At 39.6% G+C, this 15720-nt stretch carries 11 protein-coding genes; all 11 read right to left on the bottom strand.

Annotated elements, in window-relative coordinates; translation table 11 throughout:
* Nucleotides 1-51: 51 nt before the first annotated feature.
* The 11 genes from E7L28_RS00570 to E7L28_RS00520 all read right to left on the bottom strand — a co-directional run bounded on the left by E7L28_RS00570 (nucleotide 52) and on the right by E7L28_RS00520 (nucleotide 15517).
* Nucleotides 52-1239, bottom strand: coding sequence for a RuBisCO large subunit C-terminal-like domain-containing protein (locus tag E7L28_RS00570; RefSeq protein WP_205112520.1), 1188 nt, complete (start codon nucleotides 1237-1239; stop codon nucleotides 52-54).
* Between the two features lie 204 nt (nucleotides 1240-1443).
* Nucleotides 1444-2829: a nucleobase:cation symporter-2 family protein gene (locus E7L28_RS00565; protein ID WP_004696527.1), complete on the bottom strand. Its 1386-nt coding sequence runs from the start codon at nucleotides 2827-2829 to the stop codon at nucleotides 1444-1446.
* Nucleotides 2830-2974: 145 nt separating this feature from the next.
* Nucleotides 2975-5524 carry a selenium-dependent xanthine dehydrogenase gene (gene xdh / locus E7L28_RS00560; RefSeq protein WP_004696528.1) on the bottom strand — a complete coding sequence of 850 codons (2550 nt, stop codon included), beginning with the start codon at nucleotides 5522-5524 and terminating at the stop codon, nucleotides 2975-2977.
* Between the two features lie 17 nt (nucleotides 5525-5541).
* On the bottom strand, nucleotides 5542-6891 hold the full coding sequence (gene hydA / locus E7L28_RS00555) for a dihydropyrimidinase (protein ID WP_315307107.1): 1350 nt from the start codon (nucleotides 6889-6891) through the stop codon (nucleotides 5542-5544).
* Complete coding sequence (locus E7L28_RS00550; RefSeq protein WP_316711380.1) at nucleotides 6888-8579, bottom strand: selenate reductase; 1692 nt, start codon at nucleotides 8577-8579, stop codon at nucleotides 6888-6890. The genes hydA and E7L28_RS00550 overlap by 4 nt, the downstream gene beginning before the upstream one ends.
* A 28-nt stretch (nucleotides 8580-8607) precedes the next feature.
* Entirely contained in the window at nucleotides 8608-9936 is a 1329-nt protein-coding gene (gene ssnA / locus E7L28_RS00545) for a putative aminohydrolase SsnA (RefSeq protein WP_316711379.1), read from the bottom strand.
* A 54-nt stretch (nucleotides 9937-9990) separates the two neighbouring features.
* On the bottom strand, nucleotides 9991-10926 hold the full coding sequence (gene arcC / locus E7L28_RS00540; RefSeq protein ID WP_316692174.1) for a carbamate kinase: 936 nt from the start codon (nucleotides 10924-10926) through the stop codon (nucleotides 9991-9993).
* A gap of 68 nt (nucleotides 10927-10994) precedes the next feature.
* Nucleotides 10995-12188, bottom strand: a complete 1194-nt coding sequence (gene ygeW, locus E7L28_RS00535) for a knotted carbamoyltransferase YgeW (protein ID WP_004696537.1) — start codon at nucleotides 12186-12188, stop codon at nucleotides 10995-10997.
* Nucleotides 12189-12340: 152 nt separating this feature from the next.
* Complete coding sequence (locus tag E7L28_RS00530) at nucleotides 12341-13651, bottom strand: YgeY family selenium metabolism-linked hydrolase (protein ID WP_278469966.1); 1311 nt, start codon at nucleotides 13649-13651, stop codon at nucleotides 12341-12343.
* A 12-nt stretch (nucleotides 13652-13663) separates the two neighbouring features.
* Nucleotides 13664-14875, bottom strand: coding sequence for a diaminopropionate ammonia-lyase (dpaL, locus tag E7L28_RS00525; protein ID WP_281782902.1), 1212 nt, complete (start codon nucleotides 14873-14875; stop codon nucleotides 13664-13666).
* Between the two features lie 9 nt (nucleotides 14876-14884).
* The gene (locus E7L28_RS00520) at nucleotides 14885-15517 is read right to left on the bottom strand and encodes a helix-turn-helix transcriptional regulator (RefSeq protein ID WP_278471916.1); all 633 of its coding nucleotides are present in this window, start codon (nucleotides 15515-15517) and stop codon (nucleotides 14885-14887) included.
* Nucleotides 15518-15720 lie beyond the last annotated feature (203 nt).

Below are 15720 nucleotides of genomic sequence, written 5' to 3'. Positions count from 1 at the left end.
CTTAGTTATTTAGTTAAATATTGTATTAACTCATTTAAATTCAAGCTATTATTACGTTCTTTCAGATAATTTAGTCAGACGCTCTACAAAATACGACATATTAGCCTCAATATCTGGCCCTCTGCGGAACATATCGCCTCCAACAAGGAACATCGTATCATTTCCGTACAGCTCAACAAGTTCATTAAGACGAGTATCTGTAACGCCACCACCTGGTGCAGGGCAAGCCGCCTTCATCAAGCCCATTGGTCGTTTAATGTAAGAGGAAATCCTCTTGCATTGTTCCTCTGTAAAAGTAAAGCGTCCACCATAAGATACGAAGATTGGCATATCAGCCCCAAAAATACGAGGTAATAAACCTAGTTGTAAGTAATCGGCTACACCAGATACACCAGGGCTCACAAATCCACCAGAATAAGCGGGATGATGAATAATAGGCAATCGTAATTTTTCATCAGTAGCTAATTTGTGTAACCAACCGAAACCAACGAGACCTGAAGCCACCATGAGAGCTGTAGCACCAGCCTCTTTGGCAAAATAAGCGCGTTCCAATACGTCTGTGCCATCACCAGATACATTTGCTGCATATAATGTATGTGTCCCATGTGTAGTGTTCATTTCCTGTACCATAGAAGCACATCGTTTTACACGATCTTTATATTGAGAGAAGGACTGATTAGAAATACCATGATCATCCTTTATGACATCTGCCCCACCACGTGTATAGGCTCCACACATGCGAGCCAATTCCCCGTTTGGTGTTCCCATCGGCTTTACAACGGCTTGAATCATTGGACGCGTCGGGGTTTCCACTAAACAACGAATTCCTTGCAAGCCAAATCGTGGTCCCTTAAACACATCGTAAAGTGTTGGACATAGTTCAATATCTACTACCCAAATATGTGGCTGTAACGAAGAATTACCAAAGACAACATTTAAAAATTGTGTAGCCTCTAAGGCCGTGGTATCTACGTGATATGAAATACGAGCCAAATAGTAACGAGAGGTGTCAATTACAGCATTTGGCATCACACCTACATTGATATAAGGAGAGTCTTCTACTATAGGTTCAAGAGATTCTAGTCGACCAGTAATAGTTTCTTTAATGTATGGATCCGTTACAAACTCATAAGGAAATTCTATGGTTTGCTCCACTTGAACAGCCCAAGCAATTGATTTTGCTTCTTCATATGTACTCGCTTCTATTCTATATATAACTATAAATCGCTCGTCTTTCATAATGCGTCTCCTTTACAATAATATTATTTAATTATATACCAAAGTAGTATACGATTCCATAAAAAAAGACCTCACTCCAAATCAGAGTGAGATCTTTTTAACAAACGAAAACATATATATTGATGTTTTACCTATACTAACAAGGTTTCTACTGTGAGAGACAATACATATAATCGCATGAGAGTAAACTCGTCTAACTATATCTTATTGGTAGAAATGTTTAGGATAACCTTTGAATCGTGTGAAGTGACGATATTTACGAGTCGCACGATTAGGTTCATTAACAGTTTTATAACCAAAACCATTAAACATTACATTTAAAATAACAGCTACTATACTACCAGCTGTGATACCAGATTTCAAAAGAATTTGAGCCCATGCTGGAAAGTGTGTATAGAATTGAGGTGCTGCAAGAGGAATCATGGATACCCCAATACTAATGGCAACTAGCATCAGGTTATAGTTACCATCGAAACTAACTTTACCAAGAGAACGAATCCCACTGGCGATAATCATGCCGAACATAGCAATTCCTGCGCCCCCTAGTACAGCATTTGGAATACAAGCTACGATAGCGGCTAATTTAGGGAAAAGGCCTAATAAAATTAAAATTACACCAGATGCTGCTACAACGAAACGACTCTTAACACGTGTTACAGCAATAAGACCTACGTTTTGAGCAAATGCTGTATACGGAAAACTATTAAGGATACCACCAATAATAGTGGATAAGCCATCCGCACGAAGTACCGCAGCCAACTCTTTTTGACCAATAGGTTTATCTACGATTTCTCCAACTGCAATACTATCACCAGTTGTTTCTACCATAACTACGAGCATTACAATAATCATAGATACAATAGAAGCAAAGTCAAAGGTTGGAAGGCCAAAATAGAATGGTGTCACAACAGAAATCCATTGAGAACGCCCTACTTCTGAAAAATCTGTAATACCAACAATCATAGCTAAGGCTGTACCGAGAATAAGCCCAACTAAGATTGCCAAATTACCAAGGAAACCTTTACCAAATCGATAAGTTAATACAACGAGAACAAATGTAGCTACACCAAGAGCTATGTATAGTGGATCGCCAAAGTTTTTATTGCCTACGCCCCCCCCCATCCAGTTAACAGCTACTGGCATCAAGTTGATACCAATAATAGTAATGATAGTACCTGTTACTACAGGTGGGAATAGCCGAATCAAACGACTGAAAAATGGTGCCACAAGGAATGTAAAGAGACCAGCTACGATAATCGCACCGTAAATGGTAGTAATATCATGCTGCTGACCAATCAGAATCATTGGACCTACAGAAGCAAATGTTACACCTTGAATAAGAGGAATGCGACCACCGACAGGTCCGAACCCTAATGTTTGAATCAATGTAGCTACACCACATGTAAATAAGTCAGCTGTAATCAAACGAATTAAATCTTCAATTGGCAAATGCATAGCTTGTGCAATAATAATTGGTACAGCTACTGCCCCAGCATACATAGCCAGAACGTGCTGTAAACCATAAGCGAATAACTGCGGGATTGGCAGCATACCATCTACATGGTCGACACCAGATGCACCTTTACTCATAAGAATCACCTCATATCTTACGTTTTAGTTACTAGTTAAACAATATAGTCATACTATCGTACATGATAGAGTTTAGAAATCTCATCGACTTCACGTGGGAACCTTGATGGCTAGGGGCAAAAGCCCCTACCATTAAGCAAATATTCTATTTTTTATAACCTGTATGTTTAATCGGCAAGGACCTACGTGGTTCTCCGTCGATACGACGATACGCATTTGCAATAGCCGGTGCAATCGGAATGCTAGAGATTTCGCCAATACCTTTAGCACCGTATGCATATTGTTCTGGTGTCCCTTTTTCGATAAGACTTACATGAATTGGAGGACATTGGGTAGCTCTAAGAAGTCCTAGCGTACCGTATTTAGATGTTACATACCCTTCTTTATAAGGGAAGTCTTCTGTAACGGCATACCCCATTCCCATAATGGCACCACCTTCGGCCTGACCTGTACAGGATTGAGGGTTCACTACACGACCTACATCGTATGCTACATGTAAATTAGCAACCTTATTGTCTTCACCAATTGTTGCTACACATGCACCATAACCATAGGCAACGTGATTTTTTGGATGCGATTTATCAGAATTAAATGGATCTGTTTCACCGAGAAACTCTTCATAAATCTCTACGCCATTCAGTTCTTCTAATGTTTTAGTATCTAACATTTCTTTTAAGCGAAGACTTGCTTTACGCGTTGCTTCACCGGTAAAGAGCGTTTGGCGAGATGCAGTAGTTGTACCAGAATCTGGTGTACGTACTGTATCAGGTCGTTCTACAAATACTTTATCCGCCGTTAAGCCTGTCGTTTCACAAAGTACTTGTGTTGCCATAGTAGCCATGCCTTGACCAATACAAGCGGCACCCGTACGAATACGAACTTTACCATCACGTACTTCTAAAATAACGCGACCCGTATCAGGTAGTCCTACACCAATACCACTATTTTTCAAACATACCGCAAGGCCAGTACGATCAGAGGCATAATATGCATCTTTTACAGCTTCCAAACATTCTACTAAAGCGGTTTCTTTGGAACAAATTTGGCCGTTTGGTAATGAGTCACCAGGGCGTACAACATTTTTGTAGCGGAATTCCCAAGGATCCATGCCTACCAACGCAGCTAATTCATCAATATTTTGCTCTTGACCAAAGATAGTTTGTGTTACGCCAAACCCACGGAATGCACCACCAGGAACAGTATTTGTATAAACACATACACCATCAAAGGCAAAATTATCAAAGTGATAAGGGCCACAAGAATGAGTACCAGCACGTTGAAGTACAGGACCACCTAAAGATGCATACGCGCCACAATTAGAAACGATATTTACCTTACTTGCTACCAAATTACCTTCCGCATCACAAGCTGTTGTAATATCCATTTCCATCGCATGACGTTTAGTATGAATATTGAGACTTTCTTGACGGGAGAAAAGTACCTTAGTTGGTTTTCCTGTAAGCCAAGCTACGAGTGATGCATGATGTTGTACGGTCATATCTTCTTTACCACCAAAGCCACCACCTACGAGCATACTGTGAACCTTTACAGCCTCATTCGGAATACCAAGCATACGAGCAACTTCACGACGATCATCATAAACATTTTGGCTACCTGAATGCAGATGAATTTCATCACCCTCACGATATGCAACGGCACATTCTGGTTCCATAAATGCATGGTCGGTTTGAGGTGTGGAATAATGATTTGTTACTACAAAAGCAGCCTCTGCAATAGCCTTATCTACATCGCCACGAGATAATGTTTGACGAGATAATACATTTCCCTCTGGATGTAACTGAGGAGCATCTGGTTTTAGTGCTTCCAATGGATCTAGTACGGGTTCTAATTCAGTATAATCAACTTCAACTAGAGCCAATACTTCGTCTAAATATTTCTTTTCTGTAGTTGCAACAAGTGCAATTGCATCGCCTACATAACGTGTAATATCACCTTCGGCGATAAGTACATCCCAATCCGGTACTAAATGACCAGTCTTATTGAATGGTACATCCTTAGCAGTCAATGCCGTTACACATGCTGGATGTTCAAGAGCTTTAGACACATCAACACGATCAACTCTAGCTCGTGGGTATTTAGAACGCAATGCTTTGGCATAAATCATGCCATCCATATAGATATCATCAGAGTATTGTCCAGTACCTAATGCTTTTTCCTCAGCATCTACACGGTGTAAACGAGCGCCTACATTACCATTTGTATCCTTTTCTGGAACTGGTAAGTTCTCACGGAACATTTTTGCAGCTAGCATAATGCCCTCTTCAATTTTTACATAGCCTGTACAACGGCAAATATTACCTAATATCGCCTTTTTAACATCGTCAGGTGTAGGGTCATTATTTTCGTCAATCAATACTTTTGCACTAATAATCATACCTGGTATACAGAAACCACACTGCACCGCTCCGCATTCACCAAAAGCATAGGTGTATACTGCTTTTTCTCGTTCAGATAAACCTTCAATCGTGACAATTGATTTACCATCTAATTGAGATAGTTTGCTTACACAAGCCTTTGCTTTTTTTCCGTCTATAATTACTGTACACGTACCACATGCACCAGCACTACAACCTTCTTTAGTGCCCGTCAACTTTAAATCAGCTCGCAAGAAATCAATTAAACGTTGATCCTCTTGAACCTCATATTGGGTGCCATTCACTTGAAAGCGGTACATATATAGCCCTCCTCTCATTAAGGAATACATTCACCAAGATACGATTCTGTTAAGGATCCATCTTGTACCACATGGTGACCTCTAAGGATAACATCTCGAACCTTGCCAGTTACAGATATTCCTTCGTAAGGTATATAGTCAGCCTTTGTATGGGCGGACTCTTTTGAAAGCACATGTTCTATATGCTTATCTACAATTGTTATATCCCCATCACTACCTACAGCTAATGTACCCTTCTTGGGATACATGCCATATAGCTTTGCTGGGTTTTCACTAACTAATTTCATAAAATCTACAGCGCTCATATTGCATTGGTTAACCAACACATCATAAGCAATGATACCCCGTTCTTCAGCTCCAGGAATGCCACCAGGAATACGGGTAAAGTCATGACGACTTTTTAATTTTTGACCTTCAAAATTGAAACTACAATGATCGGAGCCAATAGTTTGGAAAGTACCATTTACTAGTGCATGCTTCAATGCCATTTGGTCTTGTATCGTTCTAAGTGGAGGACTCATCACAAATTTAACCCCTTCAAAATCAGGTAATTTATATCGTGATTCATCAAGCACCAAATACTGTGGACATGTTTCACAAGTCACTTGATGTCCTAATGCCCGCTCACGTAGAACTTCATCTACGCCTTCTTTAGAACTTACATGCACAATATGCACGGGATACTCTAATGCAGCACCAATTGTACTAAATCGCTTAATCGCTTCCGATTCAATCATGGCCGGTCTTGTGAGTGGATGATTGTCTACATCTAATTCACCACGTTTACGTTTATCTGCTACAAAGGCATCGATAAGATCACCGTTTTCACAGTGAGCCCCTACAAGCGCACCCGTTGGTTTTATAGCTTCAATAGCATCATAAATTTCTCGATCTGTTAAACGGAAGCCATACGCTAAGTACACTTTAAAGGACGATACACCAGCTTCTACAACCTTTGGTATTTCATGAGATACCTCTTCATTCATTTCTACAAGCTCCATATGGAATTTGTAGTCACAGGAGCAGCGCCCTGCGGCACGCTCCTTATGAACTTCTAAACCTTTACAAAGGGATCCATCCTTGGGAGAAGCAAAATTGATGATTGATGTAGTGCCGCCAAGAATAGCAGCCTTTGTACCACTATCAAAATCATCTGCAGTAGACGCCAAGGCATTTGTCATTTGAAAGTGTGTATGAGGATCAATAAATCCAGGGAACACATAGCAACCTTTTGCATCAATTACTTTAGCCCCGTCTGGAACAGGAACGTGTTCATCAATGGCGACAATTTTGTCGCCATCAATTAATAAATCTCCAGTAAGGATTCGATCATTTAAGACCAATTCCCCTTGTTGTATGATAATCATGATACATAGTACACATGCTCTTTACAGAAGGCATGTACAACTCCTTTCAATTCTTCAGGTAATGCATCAATGTCACATACGGCTTCTTCACCTTTGAAGCGATAACCACAGCTAGTGCCTGTGATGTAGAAACCATCATTTGTACTATCGGCTAAAGCTTCAGCATTGTGGAAGAATGTAATGCGATCCTTGTATGGTTGACAAGGTTCTACGCAATGACATGCACAGTTACCACACTCATTACAGCTTTGATCAACATGGACGATCAATTTAGCATCATTTACAGTAACGACTTCATTACATCTATTAGGACATACGCGAACACAAGCACCACACACTACGCGGCAGTGGTAGTCAGAACTACGTGTACCTGGGAAGGATGGCATAGCTTCGCGTTTTTTCTTCATTGCATCGCTCTTCTTGAAGATTTTGTTCTCAGCGATGTCTTTAGCGAGTTTAGCTATAAGTTCTTTATGAACTTTTAAAGCAGCATTGTAATCAGTAGATTCCACTTCGTCTGCTAAGCCTTTGAAAGTATTGTAACCTTCACCTTGTAGAAGAATTGTACATACTGTTACAGGCCAAATACCACAATCAAAGATAGCTTTGATATTTTGTTTTACAGCACCACCGCTATAAGACATAGGTAAACGTTCGCCGAATTGAGCACTTAAAAGCTCAGCTACACCAATTGTTACAGGTAACAAGGATTTACCAGACATGTACATTTGCTCGCCTGGCAATTCATTGTTGTGAATTTGAACAGGGAATGTATTTGTCAATTTAACACCGAAAATCTTATTGTGTTTTTCACCAAGAGCGATAAGACGCTCTAACATTGGAACAGCTTTATCGAATTGAAGGTCAACTTCAAATTGATGATCTTCAAAGTCAATGTACTCAAAACCGGCGTTATCCAATAATTCTCTAATGCGTTTTGGCCCTAACAATGTAGGGTTGCATTTTAAGTATAGGTGAAGACCTTTTTCACTGATAAGGTACGAACAAATGGATTCGATTTCTTCTGCTGGGCAACCGTGCATTGTGGACAATGTGATTGCTTGACAAAGTTCATCACCAATGGAGTTGATGAAATCAGCATCGATATGTTCAAATTCATCTACGTGGTCAAGACACCATTGTTTACAAGTATCCCACATAGGAGATTGAGATGCACTGCGCATTGTGTTGATGAATTTATCAACCATAGGGCTCTTGATACCAGCCAAGTTGTAGCCAACACTCATGATGAATAAGAATCCATCTGGATCGCCTAAGCCTAATTCTTTAGAGATTAATTTTAATGCGAACCAAGCTTTAATGTATTCATCAGCAGCTTCATCACAGCTATATTCAGAAGACCATTCTACATTATATGCTTCATCTACAGAGTAGATACAAGGTCTAGGAATACCTAGTTCTTCACCGTACATGATTTGTACGGTTTTTAATTCAATGCAACGAGCACCAGCTACATAAGATGCCACAATATTTTGTGCCAACTGTGTATTAGGGCCAGCTGCTGGACCTACAGGATTTTCAATGGATTTACCAAAGATAGATAAGCGTTGATCATGATTCGTACGATGAATTTTATTTACATTGTAAATGCGATTGTACATCTTGTACTCAGTCATAATGTGGTTCATCAAATTTCCGAAACTTACCGGATACATAATGTCACTCATAATGTCACACTCCTTTAAAGCGCTTGCGTTATGGGTTTAGTCGTTTCCATAAACCTTTAGATGTTGCTAAAACTTCGTCCATTACTTCAGCTTTATCAATGCCTTGTAATTTACGATCAATCATGCGTGGTACACCATCACTAATAGTTGTTACCACATACATACCATTAGCACCGAATAGTAAGTGACCATTGATGTTGTTTTCATCAAGTGGTGTTGGTGCTGCGTAATCAAGAACAATTACGTCAGCTGCAGCACCTTTTTTAAGGATGCCTACCGTAGTATCGAAGAATTCATTAGCCATTTTGCGGTTGTTTTCAAATAGCATATGAGGTACTTCGCCCCAGCCTACATATGGTTTATGTTGCTCATGTTTCACGAGACAATTCGCTACTTTATAAGATTCGAGCATATCATTTGTATAACCATCTGTGCCAAGCCCAACAGTGATCCCTGCATCTAATAGTTTCAAGATATCTGTCGTGCCTACTGCATTACCCATGTTACTTTCTGGGTTATGTACGACCTTAGCTTGAGATTTTTTCAATAATGCCACATCTTCGTCAGTTACGTGTACACAGTGACCAGCGATGCTCTTAGGGCATAAAATACCTGCCTCTACGAGGCGTCTAACAGGTGTCATGCCATACTTTTCTTTACTATCGGCCACATCTTCAGGACCTTCTGCAACATGAACATGATAACCCAACTGATCCTCATTATGAGCTTTCACATAATCTAATGTTTCCGTGCTCAATGTGAAAGATGCATGCAAGCCCATCATCGCCGCCAGTCTGGATGGATCTTGTTTTGCTTCTTTACCAAAACGTACGTTTTCTGCAACAGCGGCTTTCATTTGGTCTACGCCATTGCGGTCGGATACTTCATAGCATAAACATGAGCGAACGCCGAATTGTTTAGCTACATCTGCAATGATGGATAAGCTGTTAGGAACTTCACCATAACTTGCATGGTGGTCAAAAATAGTAGTTACACCATTTTCGATACAGCCTAAATACGTAAGTAATGCACTTGCTTTTACATCTGGAGCCGTCAATTTATTATCTAAGTAGAACCAAAGTCCTTCCAAGATTTCACCGAAGTTAGTCGGTGCTGGACCTGGCAACGATAAGCCTCGTGCAAGAGCGGAGTAAATATGATGATGTGCATTAATGAAACCTGGCATAATCAAGCCACCATTAGCATCAATAATTTCTGCGTTTGCATAAGCTTTGCATAATTCATCATATTTACCAATATCAACAATTTGAGTCCCGTCGATAGCAACAGCACCATCATAAATGATAGGTCTATCAGCGTCGCGAGTAATAACAGTACCTTTTCCTAATATAATCATGTGGGCACCTCCTCAACGATTCGTTGAAATGCATACTTATAAACTTATATATTATTATAATACGATACGTGTGCCTGTTTTTCCTGCTATACCATCTTTAGATTTCTCTAATAATGTGATAATTGAGACACGGCCTTTTTTGGATTCTGCAAATGCTATAGCGGCTTCTACCTTTGGTTTCATCGAGCCTTCTGCAAACTCACCAGCTGATACATATTCTTTAGCTTGTGTAACGGTTAATTCATCAAGCCATTTTTCATTTTCTTTACCAAAGTTAATGGCAACCTTTTCAACAGCTGTTAAAATAACGAGAACATCAGCATCAATTTCTTGGGCCAATAAACTACTAGTCCAGTCTTTATCGATAACAGCAGCTGCACCATGAAGTTCATTACCTTCTTTAGTTACTGGGATACCTCCCCCGCCACAAGCAACAATTAATTGTTTACCTACTAAACCTTTAATTGCTTCTAGTTCAATGATTTCTTTTGGTGCTGGAGATGCCACCACACGACGATAACCACGACCCGCATCTTCTTTTACCACATAATCGTAATTCTTTTCTGCGTATTCAGCTTCTTCCTGAGTCATAAAATGACCAATTGGTTTTGTAGGATTTTGAAAAGCTGGGTCATTTTGATCAACAAGTACTTGTGTAACCATAGTCATTGTTGGCAAATCTTTAATACCACGATTTAAGAGCTCTTCGTGAAGAGCATTTTGTAAGTCATAACCAATATAAGCTTGGCTCATTGCTACACATACAGATAATGGAGTGTTTGGTTGACCTTCTACTTCACGAGTCAATGCAGCCATCGCATTGTTGATCATACCAATTTGAGGTCCATTACCATGTGTTACCACTACGTCACAATCAGCTTCTACTAAATCAATGATTGTTTTAGCTGTACTTTTTACTGCAATTTTCTGTTCTGGTAAGGAATTGCCTAATGCATTCCCCCCTAGTGCTACTACAACTCTCTTTTTCATGTTATGCCTCATAACAAACTATTAAGAATAAAAGGAGCCATCAATACGGATGGCCCCTAAACTTTACTTTACGGTTGAACTCGTTCGGTTCCCTTCCGTTCTAATTCTTTTAAGGTTTCTACAGGATTTTTAAATTTGCTAAGGAAAATCATAGCTGCAATAACATATGGTTTGTAGCTTGCTTCCTTATAAAGAGGTATGCGGTAGCGATCAAATACTGTTGCATCTACTTCGCCTTCTTCACAACTTACACCTGTAATATCTGCTGGTAAGCAATGTAAGTAAAGAGCCTTGCCGTCCTTTGTGAGACTCATCATCTCTTCCGTACATGCCCAATCTTTATGTTTACCATTTTCTTCAAGAAGAACTTTTTCTAATGCTTTAATACCTTCATGATCATTTTCACCATACAGTTTTGTACGTTTTTCCATTGCACCGAATGGAGCCCAGCTCTTAGGATATACGATGTCTGCATCTTTGAAAGCATCCTTCATGTCGTTAGTTCTACGGAATGAACCGCCGCTAGCTTCAGCTTGTTTCTTAGCGATTTCTTCAACTTCCGGCATTACTTCGTAGCCTTCTGGATGTGCTAATACAACTTCCATACCTAAACGAGTGAATAAACCAATAGCACCTTGAGGTACGGATAAAGGTTTACCATAGGATGGAGAATACGCCCACGTCATAGCAATCTTTTTACCTTTAAGGTTTTCTACACCGCCAAATTCTTTGATGATATGAGCTGTATCAGCCATGATTTGTGTAGGATGGTCGATATCACATTGTAGATTTACAAGTGTTGGGCGTTGCTCTAATACACCATCTTCATGACCTTCTTTAACTGCATCGGAAACTTGATGCATATAAGCATTGCCTTTACCGATATACATATCATCACGAATACCGATAACATCTGCCATAAAGGAAATCATATTAGCTGTTTCACGAACTGTTTCACCGTGAGCGATTTGAGATTTGCCTTCGTCTAAATCTTGAACTTCAAGACCTAGCAAATTACAAGCGGAAGCAAAGGAGAAGCGTGTTCTTGTAGAGTTATCACGGAATAAAGAAATGCCAAGACCGCTGTCAAATACTTTAGTAGAGATATTGCGTTCTCTAAGAGCACGTAATGCATCAGCTACTGCCCATACACCTTGCAATTCATCATCAGATTTTTCCCAAGTTAAGAAGAAATCTTCGCCGTACATTTTACTAACGTCTAATTTTTGTAAAGTTTCAATACTTTTATTGAAGTCTGTCATCTGTAAGTCCTCTCTTTCAATTCCCTAAAGGGCTACTTAGGATCTAACTTTATACGATGCCTCATCAAATAGTGAGGCACTATATGAAATTCTAAATATCAACTATTTCCAGTTATTCCGTTTATATTAAATCTAATTCAATGTATGTGATATTAATTTTTGCAATATACGGATGGTAATAATGCATATACAGCAGCACATGTTACAAGATCTTGTTTCCATGTAATTTCGTTAGGTGCATGTGCTTGTGCTTCTGCACCAGGACCGAAGCCAATGCATGGAATGCCATTACGGCCCATGATAGATACACCATTTGTGGAGAATGTCCATTTATCAGTTAATGGGCGAGCTTTACGCATTTCAACTGTATCTTCTGCACCAATACGTTCATTGCCATATAAGCTAGTGTATGCTTCTTCCAAAGCTTCTGTTACTTTATGATCTTTAGGAATTACCCATGTTGGGAAGTAGCATTCGATTGGATAGGTTAAACCAGTCCAAGATGGACGAGCATATTCGTACATGGATACTTTCGCACCATATTCTTTAACATGTGGCAACGCTTCGATTTCTGCCAAACAACTTTGCCAAGTTTCACCAGCAGTCATACGACGATCCAAGGAAATAGCACAGGAGTCAGCTACTGCACAACGGCTTGGAGAAGTATAGAAAATTTGGGAAGTAGTTACTGTACCGCGACCTAAGAAGCGAGCTTCTTCGTAATGGTCAGGGTTGAATTTAGGGTCAAGCATTTTAACAAGACCTTTAATTGCTGTGCTTTCATCGGCAGAATTAGCATTCAAATCACGAATGTCTTGAAGAATATCTGCCATTTTATAGATAGCGTTGTCACCGCGTTCCGGCGCAGAACCATGGCAAGATACGCCTTGTACGTCTACGCGGATTTCCATGCGACCACGTTGACCGCGGTAGATACCGCCATCAGTTGGCTCAGTGGATACTACGAATTCAGGACGGATATTGCGTTCTTTAATCATGTATTCCCAGCAAAGACCATCGCAATCTTCCTCTTGAACTGTACCTACAACAAGTACGCGATATTTGTCGTTAAGAAGGCCTAAATCTTTCATGATCTTAGCGCCGTATACAGCGGATACAATACCACCCAATTGATCAGATACGCCACGGCCACCAATTTTAGTTTCGTCTTCGAAACCATCATATGGATCAAAATCCCAATTGTCACGATTGCCAATACCAACTGTATCAATATGTCCATCAAAAGCAATGAGAGTTTTCCCTGTGCCCATATATCCGAGAATATTCCCCATAGGATCTACTTCAACTTCATCGAATCCTAGGTTTTTCATTTCTTGTTCTATACGTTTTACATGATCTTTTTCTTCAGCACTTTCTCCTGGAAATGCTACGATCTCACGTAAAAACTTTGTCATCGCTGGGCCATAAGTTGCCGCTGCTTGTTTAATTGCTTGTAAATCCATAATTAATGCCTCCTAACGATCTTCACCATACCACATAATGTTTTTATATCTTTCAGGATCCGTATCACCTTCAGTGGAGAAACAGAGTACCTTTGAAGACGCATCTAATTCTAACTCTTTTCGTAAGTCTTCATATTCCGGCATCGTCATAATTGCCATTACAAGACCTAATGGAACTGCACCAGACTCACCAGTAGTAATTGGAGTATCGCCTTTAATTGGTGCACCACCAACGCGCATGCCTAAACGTGCCACCCAGTCAGGCGCAGAAACGAATACATCTGCATGATTTCTTAAAATATCCCAAGAAACCGTGTTCGGTTCACCACAAGCTAAACCTGCCATAATTGTTTCTAAATCACCTTCTACGATACGAGGTTTACCATCATCAGCTACAGCGCCTTTGTATAAACAAGCTGCTGCTGCCGCTTCTACAACAACTAATTTAGGTTTTTTAGCCACATTGCGGTATAGATTAGTGAAGTAACCCACTACAGAACCGGCAAGGGAGCCTACACCAGCTTGTACAAATACATGTGTAGGAACTTTACAATTATCAGCTTCTAATTGATTTGCTGTTTCCATAGCCATTGTGCCATAGCCTTGCATAATCCAGTTTGGAATTTCTTCATAACCCTCCCATGCAGTATCTTGAACTACAACACCGTTAGGAACTTCTTTAGACTTTTTAGTTGCTAAGCGTACACACTCATCGTAGTTGAAGTCTTCGATTGTTACGGTAGCACCTTCGTTTTCGATTTGTTTTCTACGATATTCTGTAGAGCCCTTTGGCATAAATACTACAGATTTTTGACCTAATTTATTGGCTGCCCATGCTACACCACGACCGTGGTTACCATCAGTGGCAGTAAAGAATGTAGCTTGACCAAACTCTTCTTTTAATTTTGCAGATGTTAATACATCATATGGTACATCCTCAACAGCTTTACCAGTTTGTTGCGCCACATATTTTGCCATCGCATAGGAACCGCCTAATACCTTAAATGCATTAAGGCCAAATCGGTAAGATTCATCTTTTACAAAGAGTGCATCAACACCGATATAAGACGCTAAATTCTTAAGCGATACAAGTGGAGTAATGCTATATTGTGGAAAACTTTCATGAAACGCTTTAGCTTTCTTAACCTCTCTAACATCCATAACGGACAAAAACTTGTCACTTGATGGTGCCATCGTATTACGCTTCCACTGAATTCGTTCCATATTTGCCTCCTAGGATTCTTCCTTTATAGTATTTAAATCACTATAAAGAGTAAACTTAGAAATATTAAAATACTCTGCTATCTTCTCAGAAGACTTCGAGATAAGAAAAGCCCCTTTTTCGTTTAAGTAGGTTATAGCTTTTAAGCGTTCCACCTTATTCATCAATGGTCCTGGTTTACCAACTATACGTTCTACATCTAGTAATAAATCATCTAATAGCTCCGATACACTTGTCGTAATTTTTTCAACAGATCCTGCATCTTCCTGACCTGTATTGACCAGACTATCCAAAAGTCGATGCATCAAAACAAACTCTGTTATATCTTGGTTAATCCCCAACAAGTATGCTATACGACCTGTATCATCACGAATATACATGGTAGAAGATTTTAATATTCGGCCATCTTTAGTTTTTGTGAGATAACCAAATCTACCCTCGCTACCATCGTCATGACTCAGCACATCTAAAACCACATGCGATGGACCATCACCAACATGTCGATTAGTTATAGTTCCATTCTCAATATATACAAGAGACGAATTGATATCCCCTTTTAAATCATGAATCAATACTTCACAGGATGGGCCAAATTGCGCCGCTAATCCATGGGCTATGACTTTTATTCGCTCTAATGTACTCATTGAAATAACCCCTCTTCCAATGTCATTAATTAACCTTTCCAATTTAAATTACGCCAGCCCGATTAATAGCTAATATAAAATTAACCCTAACTATTTTTGTATTAACCTAAATTTTTGTTAGGTTCTTTAACTAAATTATAGGACTATGTGTACAAAAATGCAATATAATTATGCATTAAAGTTATTTATAATTATACGCTTAT

Origin of the sequence: Veillonella parvula (genome assembly GCF_032575955.1) — a bacterium.
In the GTDB taxonomy this organism is placed as follows: Bacteria; Bacillota; Negativicutes; order Veillonellales; family Veillonellaceae; genus Veillonella; species Veillonella parvula_J.
Note: the sequence above shows the minus strand (reverse complement) of the source record. Positions and strands in the feature narration are given on the sequence as shown.

Bases quoted from the DNA above. Each gene is read 5' to 3' on its own strand.
- E7L28_RS00530 (WP_278469966.1), bottom strand. From the start codon at position 13,651: ATGGATTTACAAGCAATTAAACAAGCAGCGGCAACTTATGGCCCAGCG.
- E7L28_RS00565 (WP_004696527.1), bottom strand. From the start codon at position 2,829: ATGAGTAAAGGTGCATCTGGTGTCGACCATGTAGATGGTATGCTGCCA.
- dpaL (WP_281782902.1), bottom strand. From the start codon at position 14,875: ATGGAACGAATTCAGTGGAAGCGTAATACGATGGCACCATCAAGTGAC.
- E7L28_RS00570 (WP_205112520.1), bottom strand. From the start codon at position 1,239: ATGAAAGACGAGCGATTTATAGTTATATATAGAATAGAAGCGAGTACA.
- E7L28_RS00550 (WP_316711380.1), bottom strand. From the start codon at position 8,579: ATGAGTGACATTATGTATCCGGTAAGTTTCGGAAATTTGATGAACCAC.
- arcC (WP_316692174.1), bottom strand. From the start codon at position 10,926: ATGAAAAAGAGAGTTGTAGTAGCACTAGGGGGGAATGCATTAGGCAAT.
- ssnA (WP_316711379.1), bottom strand. From the start codon at position 9,936: ATGATTATATTAGGAAAAGGTACTGTTATTACTCGCGACGCTGATAGA.
- ygeW (WP_004696537.1), bottom strand. From the start codon at position 12,188: ATGACAGACTTCAATAAAAGTATTGAAACTTTACAAAAATTAGACGTT.
- xdh (WP_004696528.1), bottom strand. From the start codon at position 5,524: ATGTACCGCTTTCAAGTGAATGGCACCCAATATGAGGTTCAAGAGGAT.
- E7L28_RS00520 (WP_278471916.1), bottom strand. From the start codon at position 15,517: ATGAGTACATTAGAGCGAATAAAAGTCATAGCCCATGGATTAGCGGCG.
- hydA (WP_315307107.1), bottom strand. From the start codon at position 6,891: ATGATTATCATACAACAAGGGGAATTGGTCTTAAATGATCGAATCCTT.